This is a genomic window from Aeromonas sp. Lyrl_2, assembly GCF_051948815.1.
Lineage (GTDB): Bacteria > Pseudomonadota > Gammaproteobacteria > Enterobacterales > Aeromonadaceae > Aeromonas > Aeromonas veronii.
Map to the genome: position 1 here is coordinate 20,644 of NZ_JAYJLJ010000004.1, position 13,376 is coordinate 34,019.

Annotated in this window: 13 protein-coding genes; 3 read left to right on the forward strand and 10 right to left on the reverse strand. The window is 59.8% G+C overall.

The features are described 5' to 3' along the window. Positions 1-238: 238 nt before the first annotated feature. The 3 genes from VF684_RS04355 to pncC all read right to left on the reverse strand — a co-directional run bounded on the left by VF684_RS04355 (position 239) and on the right by pncC (position 2,420). A complete protein-coding gene (locus VF684_RS04355) occupies positions 239-739 on the reverse strand; it encodes a regulatory protein RecX (protein ID WP_139440352.1) in 501 nt (166 codons plus the stop codon). Positions 740-783: 44 nt separating this feature from the next. Then, positions 784-1,848, reverse strand: coding sequence for a recombinase RecA (recA, locus tag VF684_RS04360; protein ID WP_005348744.1), 1,065 nt, complete (start codon positions 1,846-1,848; stop codon positions 784-786). Positions 1,849-1,928: 80 nt separating this feature from the next. Beyond that, on the reverse strand, positions 1,929-2,420 hold the full coding sequence (gene pncC / locus VF684_RS04365) for a nicotinamide-nucleotide amidase (protein ID WP_005357800.1): 492 nt from the start codon (positions 2,418-2,420) through the stop codon (positions 1,929-1,931). A gap of 250 nt (positions 2,421-2,670) precedes the next feature. Here pncC and mutS point away from each other — a divergent pair, with 250 nt between their 5' ends. Then, on the forward strand, positions 2,671-5,262 hold the full coding sequence (mutS, locus tag VF684_RS04370; protein WP_139440219.1) for a DNA mismatch repair protein MutS: 2,592 nt from the start codon (positions 2,671-2,673) through the stop codon (positions 5,260-5,262). 76 nt (positions 5,263-5,338) lie between these two features. Here the strand turns inward: mutS and VF684_RS04375 are convergent, their stop codons facing one another. From VF684_RS04375 to VF684_RS04390, 4 genes are all read right to left on the reverse strand, one after another. After that, positions 5,339-6,202: a patatin-like phospholipase family protein gene (locus VF684_RS04375; RefSeq protein ID WP_201998037.1), complete on the reverse strand. Its 864-nt coding sequence runs from the start codon at positions 6,200-6,202 to the stop codon at positions 5,339-5,341. Between the two features lie 277 nt (positions 6,203-6,479). Next, positions 6,480-7,379 carry a hypothetical protein gene (locus tag VF684_RS04380; RefSeq protein WP_139731106.1) on the reverse strand — a complete coding sequence of 300 codons (900 nt, stop codon included), beginning with the start codon at positions 7,377-7,379 and terminating at the stop codon, positions 6,480-6,482. A gap of 74 nt (positions 7,380-7,453) precedes the next feature. Then, positions 7,454-8,143: an LrgB family protein gene (locus VF684_RS04385; protein ID WP_005341581.1), complete on the reverse strand. Its 690-nt coding sequence runs from the start codon at positions 8,141-8,143 to the stop codon at positions 7,454-7,456. Further along, entirely contained in the window at positions 8,136-8,537 is a 402-nt protein-coding gene (locus VF684_RS04390; protein ID WP_040069042.1) for a CidA/LrgA family protein, read from the reverse strand. The genes VF684_RS04385 and VF684_RS04390 overlap by 8 nt, the downstream gene beginning before the upstream one ends. Positions 8,538-8,671: 134 nt before the next feature. On the opposite strand from VF684_RS04390, the gene VF684_RS04395 reads away from it, so the two are divergent. Then, the gene (locus VF684_RS04395) at positions 8,672-9,556 is read left to right on the forward strand and encodes a LysR family transcriptional regulator (RefSeq protein WP_139440225.1); all 885 of its coding nucleotides are present in this window, start codon (positions 8,672-8,674) and stop codon (positions 9,554-9,556) included. Here VF684_RS04395 and VF684_RS04400 read toward each other — a convergent pair. The 3 genes from VF684_RS04400 to ybaK all read right to left on the reverse strand — a co-directional run bounded on the left by VF684_RS04400 (position 9,550) and on the right by ybaK (position 11,919). Further along, positions 9,550-10,434, reverse strand: a complete 885-nt coding sequence (locus VF684_RS04400; RefSeq protein WP_139440227.1) for a transporter substrate-binding domain-containing protein — start codon at positions 10,432-10,434, stop codon at positions 9,550-9,552. The two genes, VF684_RS04395 and VF684_RS04400, sit on opposite strands and share 7 nt — an antisense overlap. A 112-nt stretch (positions 10,435-10,546) precedes the next feature. After that, on the reverse strand, positions 10,547-11,338 hold the full coding sequence (locus tag VF684_RS04405; protein ID WP_139440229.1) for a substrate-binding periplasmic protein: 792 nt from the start codon (positions 11,336-11,338) through the stop codon (positions 10,547-10,549). Between the two features lie 116 nt (positions 11,339-11,454). Continuing rightward, on the reverse strand, positions 11,455-11,919 hold the full coding sequence (ybaK, locus tag VF684_RS04410; protein WP_005336092.1) for a Cys-tRNA(Pro) deacylase: 465 nt from the start codon (positions 11,917-11,919) through the stop codon (positions 11,455-11,457). A gap of 604 nt (positions 11,920-12,523) precedes the next feature. On the opposite strand from ybaK, the gene VF684_RS04415 reads away from it, so the two are divergent. Then, complete coding sequence (locus VF684_RS04415; RefSeq protein ID WP_128834846.1) at positions 12,524-13,318, forward strand: FRG domain-containing protein; 795 nt, start codon at positions 12,524-12,526, stop codon at positions 13,316-13,318. The last annotated feature ends 58 nt before the right edge of the window (positions 13,319-13,376 follow it).

Here is a 13,376-nt window from a genome sequence, read left to right on the forward strand (position 1 = left end):
CGGGGTAAAGTAAAACGGACAGGGCCGCCACGGGCGAAAAAGCGCACATAAATGGGCCAGAAAAGAGCGGCACCGCCTACAGTGGCTTTTTCCACTGTCGAGAGGCAAAAAAGCAGCGCATAAAGAGGGATGAGATAAACAAAAGGCGGCTTTTTCGGAATTCCGCTCGCAACCTACTGAGCCGGCAGGAAAAACCTGCCACCAGGAGAGGTGAAACGACGTTTGCCACGCAGTGGCGTTACTCTTCCTGCTCCTGCAGGGCAGAGATAGCGTAACGTGCCTGATCCTGGGTAAAGCCGCGCCCCAGCAGATACTTGAGCCACTTCATCCGCAGCTTGAAATCCGCCAGATCGGCCACCCGGGCGCGCCGTTCGAGCAGGGCAAACGCCAGTTCGAACCAGTCCAGCTCCGGCTGATCGAATGCGGCATCAATCTGCATATCATCGAGCCCCTTGCGGCGCAGATCGAAGCGGATCTTGATGGGGCCATGTCCCTTGGCGGCACCGGCCCGCACTGCCATGCCACCGTAACGTTCATCATTGACCCAGTTGTAACCGCGGCAGTAGTCGACCACCGCCTCGATCACCTCTGCATTGAAACCCTGCTGGCGCAGCCGGTTGGCCAGCTCCGACTCGGCACTCTCGCGACGGGCCAGACTGCGCATGGCATAGCCTCGGGCCGTAGCCAGTTGTTCTTCAAAGGTGAGTTCGACAGGTTTGTCAGCAGATTCATCAACCATCATAAATAACAAGGCCGGGTATCTACCCGGCCTTCCTTTGTTCCTTATTCGAACTCTTGTTCGCTTTCGGCATCGAACTCGTCTGCCTCAACCGGTGCAGCCTTGTCATCGACTGGCACGGCACCGGAGAGCAGCAGCTCGCGCAGGCGGGCTTCCACTTCGCCAGCCATCACCTTGTTCTCGGCGAACAGCTTCATGACGTTGGCCTTGCCCTGACCGATCTTCTCGCCGTTGTAGCTGTACCAGGCACCGGCCTTGTCGATCAGCTTGTGCTTGACACCGAGATCCACCAGCTCACCCTCTTTGGAGATACCGGCGCCGTAGAAGATCTGGAATTCAGCCTGCTTGAAGGGCGGGGCAACTTTGTTCTTGACCACTTTGACGCGAGTCTCGTTACCGACCACTTCGTCGCCTTCCTTGATGGCGCCGATACGACGGATATCCAGACGCACGGAGGCGTAGAACTTGAGCGCGTTACCACCGGTAGTGGTCTCCGGGCTACCGAACATGACGCCGATCTTCATCCGGATCTGGTTGATGAAGATGCACAGGCAGTTGGCGTTCTTGATGTTGGCGGTCAGCTTGCGCAGCGCCTGGGACATCAGACGGGCCTGCAGGCCAACGTGGGAATCCCCCATTTCGCCTTCGATTTCCGCTTTCGGCGTCAGGGCCGCCACGGAGTCGACGATGATGACGTCAACGGCGTTGGAGCGCACCAGCATGTCGCAGATCTCCAGCGCCTGTTCACCGGTATCCGGCTGGGAGATAAGCAGGTCGTCGACGTTGACGCCCAGCTTGGCGGCATAGATGGGATCCAGCGCGTGCTCCGCATCGACGAAGGCACAGGTCTTGCCCTTCTTCTGGGCTTCGGCGATCACCTGCAGGGTGAGGGTGGTTTTACCGGAAGATTCCGGGCCGTAGATCTCGACGATACGACCGCACGGCAGACCACCAATACCCAGCGCCACGTCCAGCGAGAGGGAGCCGGTGGAGATGGCTTCGATATCCATGGTCTTGCTGTCGCCCAGACGCATGATGGAACCTTTGCCGAACTGCTTTTCAATCTGACCCAGCGCAGCCGCCAGTGCCTTCTGTTTGTTCTGATCCATGCCAATCTCCGCTGGAAATCGTGAGTAAGAAGTGAAGTTGGGCTAAGTATACTGTCTATTCATACAGTATCAAGCCCAATTTATCTAAGCAGAGCCAACAGACCCGACAAGGCCTGTCTCACCGCCTGCTGGCGTACCTGTCGGCGATCCCCGTCGAAGCGGGCGAGCAGGGAGTGGTGACGGCCATTGCGGTCGGCCCAGGCGAACCAGACGGTGCCGACCGGCTTGCCTTCGGTGGCGCCGCCGGGGCCGGCGATACCACTGATAGCAACGCTGATGGAGGCAGACGAGTGGGCCAGCGCGCCGCGGGCCATCTCCAGCACCACGGCTTCGCTCACCGCACCGTGCTGTTCAAGGCTATCGCTGCTCACCCCCAACATCTGCTGCTTGGCCTCGTTGGTGTAGGTGACAAATCCGCGATCGAACCAGCCGGAGCTGCCCGCGATGTCGGTGATGGCGCTGGCCACCCCGCCGCCGGTACAGGATTCGGCGGTCGCCGCCAGCCAGCCCCGCTGACCGAGGGCCCGTCCCAACTCGATGGCAAGGTGCTCTATCTCTGCATCCAGTTTCATCACGACTCCTTCTGATCCGCTCAAGGGGCACATTATGCGATCCCGCTAGCGCCGCCCGCAACCACGGCAGACCGCCCTTGCCTGCCGCAATGTGAGGTGCCGCATCGGTGTCATGCCTTCAATAGTGCAGAACAACCGCGCCCGGAACACCCGCTCCCCCGGCGCGGCGCTTATGTGTAGAATGGCGCCATCAAGCTCAAGGCTCATCACCGCAGACACTGGCCCGCAGAGGCCCCTTCTGGAACAGAACATGACCGCACAACACCAAGCCAGCGGCGCCACAAGCTCCGCTCCCGGCGCCAATCTGAGCGCCCACACGCCCATGATGCAGCAGTACCTTGGCCTCAAGGCCGAGAACCCGGAGATCCTGCTGTTCTACCGGATGGGCGACTTCTACGAGCTGTTCTATGACGATGCCCGCAAGGCCTCCCAACTGCTCGATATCTCCCTGACCAAGCGCGGCCAGTCGGCTGGCAGCCCCATCCCAATGGCGGGTGTGCCCTATCACGCTATCGAAGGGTATCTGGCCAAGCTGGTGCAGCTCGGCGAATCTGCCGCCATCTGCGAACAGGTGGGGGATCCCGCCACCAGCAAGGGGCCGGTGGAGCGCAAGGTCATTCGCATCATCACCCCGGGTACCGTCTCCGACGAGGCTTTGCTCAGCGAGCGGCAGGACAACCTGATCGCCGCCGTCTATCACGATGGCCGCCGCTTCGGCTATGGCACCATGGACATCGGCTCCGGCCGCTTCTTCATCAACCAGTTCGAGAAAGAAGAGACCCTGCTGGCGGAGCTGCAGCGCACCAATCCGGCCGAGCTGCTCTATCCCGAATCGTTCGAATTCCTGCACCATATAGAGGGTCGCCGCGGCCTGCGTCGCCGCCCGGAGTGGGAGTTTGAGCTGGGCACCGCTCGCAAGCTGCTCTGCCAACAGTTCGGCACCCAGGATCTGGTGGGCTTTGGCGTCGACAAGAGCGAGACCGCCCTGTGCGCCGCAGGCTGCCTGATGCAGTACGTCAAGGACACCCAGCGCACCGCCCTGCCCCACATCCGCAACGTGCGCCTCGAGCAGCCGGATCACGCGGTCATCATGGATGCCGCCACCCGCCGCAATCTGGAACTGACCCAGAATCTCGCAGGTGGTCACGACAACACCCTCTCCGCCGTGCTCGATTGCACCGCCACGCCGATGGGCAGCCGGCTGCTCAAGCGCTGGATCCACCAGCCGATCCGCGATCGGGTGATCCTCAAAGGTCGCCAGAGCACCATCAAGGAGCTCATCGAGCAGAACCTCTATGACGAGTTGGGTGGTCTGCTACGTCAGGTTGGCGATGTGGAGCGGGTGCTGGCGCGCCTCGCCCTGCGCTCGGCCCGCCCGCGCGATCTCACCCGGCTGCGGCAGGCTTTCGCCCAGTTGCCCGAGCTACAGCGCCTGCTGGCGGATAACGAGCACGAAGCGGTGCAACAGCTGGCCGAGCGGGCCAGCACCTTCCCCGAGCTGCTCGACCTGCTGGAGCGCGCGGTGATGGAGGTACCACCGGTGCTGATCCGCGATGGTGGCGTGATCCGTGACGGCTTCAATCAGGAGCTGGACGAGCTGCGGGATCTCGCCAACGGCGCCACCGCCAGCCTCGCCCGCATCGAAGAGCGGGAAAAACTGCTGACCGGCATCAACACCCTCAAGGTGGGTTACAACAAGGTGCACGGCTTCTATATAGAGGTGAGCCGCGCCAACAGCCATCTGGTGCCGGCCCACTACATCCGCCGTCAAACCCTCAAGAACAACGAACGCTACATCATCGATGAGCTGAAGAAGTACGAGGACAAGGTACTCACCGCCCAGTCCCAGGCGCTGGCGCTGGAGAAACGGCTCTACGAAGAGCTGCTCGATACTCTGCTGCCCCACCTCGGCGATCTGCAGGAGTCTGCCGCCGCACTGGCGGAGCTGGACGTGCTGGCCAACCTGGCCGAGCGGGCCGAGACCCTCGACTACCGCTGCCCGACCCTCATTGATGAGGATCAGATCCTGATCGAAGCGGGCCGCCATCCGGTGGTGGAGCAGGTGATGACCGACCCCTTTATCGCCAACCCCATCCGGCTGGAGCGGGAGCGGCGGATGCTGATCATCACGGGTCCCAACATGGGCGGTAAATCGACCTACATGCGCCAGACCGCGCTGATCGTGCTGCTGGCTCATATCGGCGCCTTCGTGCCCGCCGACAGCGCCCGCATCGGCCCCATCGACCGCATCTTCACCCGCATCGGAGCGTCGGACGATCTCGCCTCCGGCCGCTCCACCTTTATGGTGGAGATGACCGAGACCGCCAACATCCTCAACAACGCCACCGCCCGCAGTCTGGTGCTGATGGACGAGATTGGCCGCGGCACCAGCACCTACGACGGCCTCTCGCTGGCGTGGGCCTGCGCCGAACAGCTGGCGAGCAAGATTGGCGCCTACACCCTGTTCGCCACCCACTACTTCGAGCTGACCCGCCTGCCCGAGCTGATGAGCGGGCTGGCCAACGTCCACCTCGATGCGGTAGAGCACGGCGACACCATCGCCTTTATGCACGCGGTACAGGAGGGGGCGGCCAGCCGCTCCTACGGTCTGCAAGTTGCCGCACTGGCGGGGGTGCCGAAATCGGTGATCCAGCAGGCCCGTCACAAACTGCATGAGCTGGAGAGCGCCACCCCGGTAGCCGCCGGTGAAACCCGCCCGGCCCCGGTGGCCATGGCGCCCCAGAGCCATCCGGTAGTCGATGAGCTGGAAGCGGTGCGTCCCGACGAGCTCACCCCGCGGCAGGCGCTGGATCTGCTCTATCGCCTCAAGCAGATGCTGTAATCAGCGACTACCGCACAAGCATGCAAAAGGGGAACCGCGAGGTTCCCCTTTCTATATTCAGCACCCGGCAAACCAGTCAGGCCACCGCTCGCGCCTCTCCACGGGCCCGCAGCAGGCTCTGGCGCCCCTGCCAGTAGCCCTGCAGATAACCGGACTCCAGCTTGACCGGATCCTGGGTAAAACGGGAGACCATGAAATCGGTTGGTGGCGCGATCACCTCGATCTCGCAATCGGCAGGAGGATTGGCAATGAAATCGAGTGCCCGGTTGTAGGCGAGATCCCGCTCCAGCATGGCTTGCGCCAGCGCCGGCTGGGTTTTCAGCAAGGCTTTGACCATCCAGCAGAAACGGGCCGGCTTCTTGCGATAGCCCCAGGGTTCCGAGAGCACCACCGTCATCCGCCGCGCCCCGCGCCGATAGGCCTCGATCACCGGAATGGAGTCGCTGATGCCGCCATCGGCCATGGGGCGACCATCGACACAGGGGGTATCGTGCTGCACCACCGGCAGGGCGCAGGTGGCGGTCAGCACCTCATCCATGTTGTCGGGCCGCACCGGCAGATAGATGGCCTTGCCGCTCGCCACATCGGTCGCCACCGCGTAGAAGGGAATGTCGCGGGCGCAGAAGGTGTCGAGATCGAGCGGGAAGCGATGGCGACTGGCTTGCCACAGCCAGCCGATGTCCACCAGATCGCCCCCTTTGACAAAGCGCAGGGGATCGAGAAACCGGGAGCTGCAAGCCAGCTCGGTGATGATGTGGTGACTGCGGCGCGGCTGCTCGCTCAGATAAGAGACCAGATTGGTGGCACCGGCCGAGACGCCCATGACGAAATCGAACGGGTAGTGGTGACTTTCGACAAACGCATCGAGCACGCCGCTGGCAAAGATGCCGCGCATCGCGCCCCCTTCGACAATCAGGGCGCAAGAGTGGGGATTAAACATAACAAGGCTCCGTCAGCTGTAATACCTGCCGGGATCGATCCCGGCCCAGTGATGGACGCCTTCATGCAGAACATCAAGACGCCGCAGCAGGACGATTCAGGCTCACTCGCACAAGCCAGAAGCGAGCAGGAGCAAACCTGAACCGTGAAGCGACCCCCAGTATATGCAGCGCACCAACCTTCAAAAAATGAATTTAAATAATAAAAAACATGCCTTTTTGGCATGATTTAGCACATCGGCAGATACGGCCCTTTATCCGCTAACAGCACCATCAGGATCAAGGCAGCCCGGGCCCGAACGTCCCGTCGACGGGGTTGTAGTGGTAGGCCCGATAGTCAAAGTCCACCTTATCAAGGCGCGGATTGGCCAACTCGAACAACAGGCGTCTGGGGAGCTGCGCCTGCTCGAGGGAAGGTTTGAAGTGGCGCAGCCAGAGCTGTTGCAGCGAGCCATCCCGCCACGCCAGCTTGAGGCCGACCGATAGGCGGCGGATGGCGGCCTGATTATTCTTGTGGGTGTAGAAGAGGTGGAGGAAGGGATAGTGCAGCGCCACTCGCCGATCCACGGTGAGGCCGGACAGATCACTGTGCTGCTCCTGCTCGACAAAGAGCTCGTTGGCACCGCGGCAGAAGAGATCGATGCGACCGCGAGCCACCAGCTTGAACAGCCGCTCGTAACCGTCGATCTCCTGCACCTTGAATCCCCCATGACGCAGGATCTCCGCATCCTGCCAGCCACGCCCCTGCCCGTGCAGAAATTGCTGCAGTTCGGTCAGGGTATTGACCCTTGCCACTGCGTCGGCCTGCTGCGGACTGACAAAGCAGATGCGATAACCGAGGATGCCCAGCTCCACCGGAAAACGGACGTAATCCAGCGCTCCGCTCTCTGCGGCCGGGCGCAGACTGTCGGCCACAAACAGATTGGGGTATTGCTGAGTCTGCACAATATGTCGCATCCGGATACGGTTCATCGGCGGCGCGGTCCGCAGCTCGTAGTCACCGAAGCTGTCGCGGGTCTTCTCCAGCGCCAGCTGCAACAGATCGCGAAAATAGAGGGTACGCAAGTCCCGATCGCTCTCGGGGCTGATATGAGTGATGACGTCGCTCGCCCGTAGGGGAGTGGCAAGGAGGGAAAGACTGCACAGCAGCAAGCAGGAAGCGAGGCGATGAAAGGTCATACTGCTCATCCCGGAAATACAGGCTCACTAGAGTGTAGCGCCGGGACAAGCAGCCTTCTAAAGGGAAGTCCGGCCTACCAGAACATCCGGCCCAGCAGGGGCGCCAGCAGCACGGTCACCATACCGGCGATCATCATCACCATGCTGGAGACTACCCCCTCTTCGTTACCCATCTGATAAGCCCTGGCAGTGCCGGCGCCGTGGGCCGAGGCGCCAAACCCCGCCCCTTTGCCGAGGCGGCTGCGAATGGCCAGCACGGTGAGCACGCTCTCCCCCACTGCCATGCCGATCACTCCGGTCAGCACCACAAACAGCGCAGTGAGATCGCTCTGACCGCCGATGGCGCGGGTCGCCTCCACCGCAAACGGCGTAGTGATGGATCGCATCGCCAGACTGCGTTGCAACATGTCGGAGAGATCCAGCCAGCGAGCCAGCAGCACGGTACTCCCCACCGCCATAATGACGGAAGCAACCACTCCTACCGACAACGACAGCCAGTGGCGACGAATGAGCTGGCGGTTCTCGTAGACCGGCACCGCGAAGGCGACGGTGGCGGGGCCCAGCAGCCAGAGCAGCCAGTGGGATTCCGCCATGTAATCCTGATAGGGGATGTGGAACAGCAGCACCACGGCCACCAGCAGGGTCGGCGCCAGCAGCAGCGGCATCAGCGGCAGAATGCGTTTTTTGCCGTAGAGCCATTTGCTGGCGTAGTAGAAGAGCAGGGTGAGGGCGAAACAGATCAGCCCAAGCAGGGTATCAGACATGACGGCGACTCCGACGGGCCAGTTTCAGTTCGAGGCGGTAGACCCGGTCCACCACCAGCGCCGTGGTGCCGAGCACCAGCGTGGTGCTCACCAGCAGCACCACCATGATGCGCCACCCCTCCTGCAACAGCAGATCCTGATAGTTGACCACCGCGACTACGGCGGGGACGAAGAAGAGCAGCATCTCGGCCAGCAGCCAGCGAGCACCCGCGCTGAACCACTCGGCCTTAACCACCCCGAGCAGGATGCAGGCCAGCAGCAACAGCATGCCGGTGAGGTTGGCGGGCAGCGGCAGATGGAGGGTACGCACCGCGGTATCGGCTAGCAGCCAGATGGCTGCCAGCAACACAATCTGGAAGGGAGTCTGTAACCAGCGCAAGCAGAGGGCTTTCATGATCATCGTCTTTCTGTGAACCGGCTCACAGTATAGAGTTGAGCAAAACCTGCCAGAAATGAATTAAAATTATCGAATTCATGCCGCATAGGCATACTTCATCCCGTACCCGCCAACACGAGTCGAGAGAGTCCATGGATATTCGCGCCCTGCGCTATTTTGTCGAACTGGTGCGGGAAAAAAGCTTCACCCGCGCCTCTGAAAAGCTGTTCGTCACCCAGCCCACCATCAGCAAGATGATCCGCAATATCGAAGAGGAGCTGGGCCAGCCCCTGCTCAACCGGGAAGGGCGCCGCTTCACCCTGACCGACAGCGGCCAGGTGCTGTTCAACCGTGCCCAGACCATCTTGGCGGAGATGCAGCAGCTGGAGGCCGAACTGGCGGATCTGCAGAGCCTGCAACACGGTCGCCTCACCCTCGGCATTCCCCCCATGGTGGGTCACGTCTATGCGGATCTGATCCGCGCCTACCGCAGCCGCTATCCCAAGGTGGAGCTGACCCTGGTGGAGTACGGCGGCCGCCGCATCGAACAGGCGGTGCTGGAGGGAGAGCTAGATCTCGCCATCACCATGCTGCCGACCAAAGAGGGGGGCGCCCTCAGCTCGCTGGAGCTGGATCAATACCCGATCCGAGTGGTGCTGCCTGATCAACCCCGCTGGCATGGCGATGCGCCGCTGCGGCTGGAGTCCCTGCAGGAGGAGCCCTTCCTGCTCTATACCCAGGCGTTTACCCTGAGCGAGCGACTGGAGCAGGCGTGTCAGGAGGCGGGCTTTGTGCCGCAGGTGGCGGCGCGCAGCAGCCAGTGGGATTTTCTCACCGCCATGGTACGCAGCGGCATGGGGGTCGCCTTCTTGCCGGAGCCGGTCTGCAACCGGCTGACCCCGGATGGTCTGGTGCTGCGGCCGCTGGAACCAGAACTAAGCTGGCGACTCGGGGTGATCTGGCCGAGCGAGCGCTATCTGTCGCGCACCGCCGAGGCCTGGCTGGCCCTCTGCCGCCAGCGGCAGGCACCTCAATAATCGCCGAAGCGATCGGTCTGCGGATTGTAGAAGTAGGGGCGAAAATCGAAGCTGATCCCGTCGAGGAAGGGGTTATCCAGTCGCAGCAGTCGGCGCTGGGAGAGCTTGGCAAAGGCGATGGCCGGGCCAAAGCTCTTGCGCCACAGCGCCTGTAGCGAGCCATCCTGCCACGCCAGCTGCAACCCCCGCTCGACCCGCTGCATCGCCTCGCGATTGTTGGGATTGGTGTAGAAAACCCGGGGCAGCGGGTAGTAGATCAACAAGGCATCATCCACCAGCAGGTCCGTCATCTCCTTGTGGGTAAGCTGCTCGCTGCGCAGCTCGCTCACCCCGCGGCAGAAGAGATCGAAGCGGCCCCGCGCCACCATTTTGAACAGCTTCTCGTACCCCTCCACTTCCACCACCTCCATCCCGGCGTAACGCAGGATATCCACATCCAGCCACCCCTTGCCCTGACCGAAGGTGAACTGGCGCAGCCCCTTGAGGCCGGTCACTTTGCTCACCGCCGCCTTTTGCTGCGGGCTGACAAAACAGATGCGGTAGCTGACGATCCCCAGATGGATGGGAAAACGGACATAGACGAGCCCCAGATCCTCGCGGGTACTGCTGTAGCTGTCCATTACAAAGAGGTTGGGATAGCTGTCGAGCTGCATGCTGAGCCGCTCGCGCGCCTTGGTCATGGGCGGCGCAGGCTCCAGAAGATAATCGCCAAACTGGTCGCGGGTCTTGTCGAGGGCGAGCCGCAGCAGCTCCCGATCATAGGTGGTACGCGGATCCCGCTCGCTCTCCGGGCTGATGAAGGTAAACCGGGTGGCCGCCTGTCCGGTCAGCGACAACACGCAGAGCAGAGCGGCAGCCAGCAGATGCAGGGGTGACATAAACCACGCCTTGGCTGAAGGGGTTCTTTCAGTGTAGCCCCTGAGCGTGGCCGCTCGGCCCTGCCACCACCCCACGCTCTCCTCCCCTTTTCGGCCAGTCGCGTCCATCAGCCTACTCACCCACCGGAGGTGTGCTTCTGAGCGATGTGGCATAACGCTGATAGGCAGCAGAGTCGCGCACATGCTCGATAGCATCCCACACCTGCCGGCTTTGTCGGGGATGGGCCTGATAGAAGCGGTGAGAGAAGACCAGATAGTAGGGCTTTTCCACCAGCACCGGCGAGAGCCGCTCGATACGGGCCTGCAGCTCGGGATGGGCCGCCAGAATGCTGTCAGCCACCTCGGTCTGGATGGCGGTCGCCTGCGCCCGATCCATCACCAGCTTTTTCAACATGATCAGCGGGTCACGACTGGAGTCGTCCACCTCGGCCCCCGCCGCCAGCAACAACTCAACGATGGAAAATCCCGACTGGGCCGCCACCATGCCCTTGACCCTGAGGGTGGTGCCATCCCACTGGCTCTTACCCCCCTTGAGCTGGTAGAGACTGTAACTCTCGGTCAGCAGCCGCTTGGTAGGGTCGGGTTTGCCCTCACGCATGGGATAGACCCCCACTGTGGTCGCCCGCTCGACGCTGTAGCTCATCTTGATGGCCGCATCCATCTGGCCACTGCTCACCCGAGAGAGGCAGCGCTTCCACGGTAGCGGCGTCAGTACGATCTCGGCATTGAGGGCGGTAGCAACCGCCTTGAGGTGATATTGCACAACCCCCTCCCCCGATTGCAGCAGCCAGGGGGAGGAGTCACTGTTTTCAAAGCAGGTACGCAGCGTAAAGGCAGGAGCCGCACCGCCGGTGGCAGGCAGCAGCAACGCGATAAAGAGCAGGGAGCGGGCAGATGCGCGCATGGGCCATATCCTTGGCGGCAATTATTCCATCTCCACTATATCAGCCAAGAGTGAGCCAACAAGGATACATCCGGGCCGCCACAGGCCCGGGGAGCAGGTTCACGCCGTGCCCGGCACTACTCTTCGCCGATAGGTGCGGCGATCCACTTCATCAGCGTCAGCATATCCTGCGGCGCCACACCGACCGAGAGGCCGCGCTTGCCGCCGCTCACCAGGATCTCGTCAAACTGCAGCGCCGACTCGTCGAGCACGGTGGGCAGCAATTTCTTCTGGGCCAGCGGGCTGATGCCGCCGACCTTATAGCCGGTCAGCTTCTCCGCTTCCGCCGGTTTCATCATCTCCACCTTCTTGAGACCGGTCGCCTTGGCCAGCTGCTTCAGACTGCACATACCGGATGAGGGAACGATGGCCACCACCGCCTGCTTGTCGTGATGGGCGACCAGGGTCTTGAACACCTGCGCCTCCGGCAACCCGAGCTGGGTCGCGGCATGCTTGCCGAAATCGTCGTGGGCTTCGCACTCGTAGGGGTAGAGCTTGTGGGGGATTTTGAGCTTCTTCAGCAGGTTGATGGCAGGAGTCATGATGGTTGCCTTGAATCGAATCGCATAAAAACAAGGCCAAACAGTCTGCGCCTCACTCTGGGGTGATGCAAGGGGGGGATGGAAGTTGCAAGGGCCATTGACTGGCCGCCATGCCATGCACGCTTGGTGGCGAGCGACCAGAAGACTTGACCAAACAGAGTCCAAACGGGTATTGCTTTAACCCTTTGACGCCGCCACAACCCATACCGCAGGAACCCATATGCAACTAACCCCACCCCAACCGCCTCCGGACGATGAGATCGAAGCGCTGCGCATTGGTCTCTCGGGCGACAACAAGGGTCACACCGGCCCCCAGAGGATCGTCAGCTTTATCAAGGATGATGACTGTGCTGTGCGGGGAGGTATTCATGGGGGAGAGAAAAGGGTTGGAGCCATATCTGGGCACTCTAAGCCGACTAACCTCCTCCCCAAAAAAATATAGTTCCACCGAGTTGTTAAAAATAAAATCCACAACTGACTATGACGACCAAAGAACAGACCTCTGGATATTTTAAACATAATTTATCATGATGTATGACAATGAACAGCTTAACTACAAACAATCAAACTGAACATAAAATTCATTAAGGATGTTTTCTTGGTTATGAAAAAAAATCAACGTGAGTTTACAATTTCCAGCCTAACTGAATATGTGCAATTAATGGAAAGTTTTAGTGATTTAAATGCGTTATGGTTTCGTGGTGTTTCAAACCATACATTTAAACCCCTTCCAGGGATAATATGGAGAAAACTACGTGATGATGAGTCAACGCTTGAACATAGATTTCTAGTTTCTTATAAATCCTACTTAGATGGTTTGTCATTAAATGAGTGGGAAATATACACATTAATGCAACATCATGGGTTACCGACACGCATGTTAGATTGGTCTGAATCAGCCTTAGTCGCATTGTATTTTGCTCTATCTTCAGACTTAGAATCTGAACATTTAGGTGCAGTGTGGTGCATCAGTCCTTATGAATTAAATGAAATTACTATCGGCACAAACAGAGTTTACTGCCCTGCAGAACTAAGGGCAAAAAATGTAGGGCGTGTGAACATAGATGATTATTTGCCACCTAATTTGAAGTCACAAAATTCAAACATGCCCAAAAAACCTATTGCAATAAATGCGAACCAATCTAACAAACGTGTGTCTTCTCAAAAAGGATGTTTCACTGTTCATGGCTCTGATAATGACAGCATTGATATAATAATGAATAACTCAAGCAGTTTTAGATTAATAAATATTAATATCAAAGGCCGAGATGAAAAACTTCAGATGCTATCAAACCTTTCTAAACTTGGCATAGATGAGGAATTCATATATCAAGACTTAGATTCTTTATGTAACAGGATAAAAAGAGAGTTTGGGTTCCATCCATCGAAAACGAAGTAATAATGCTTCAAGGGCGCCAATCTGGCGCCCTTTGGCTTGATGGATATAACTGAAGCCT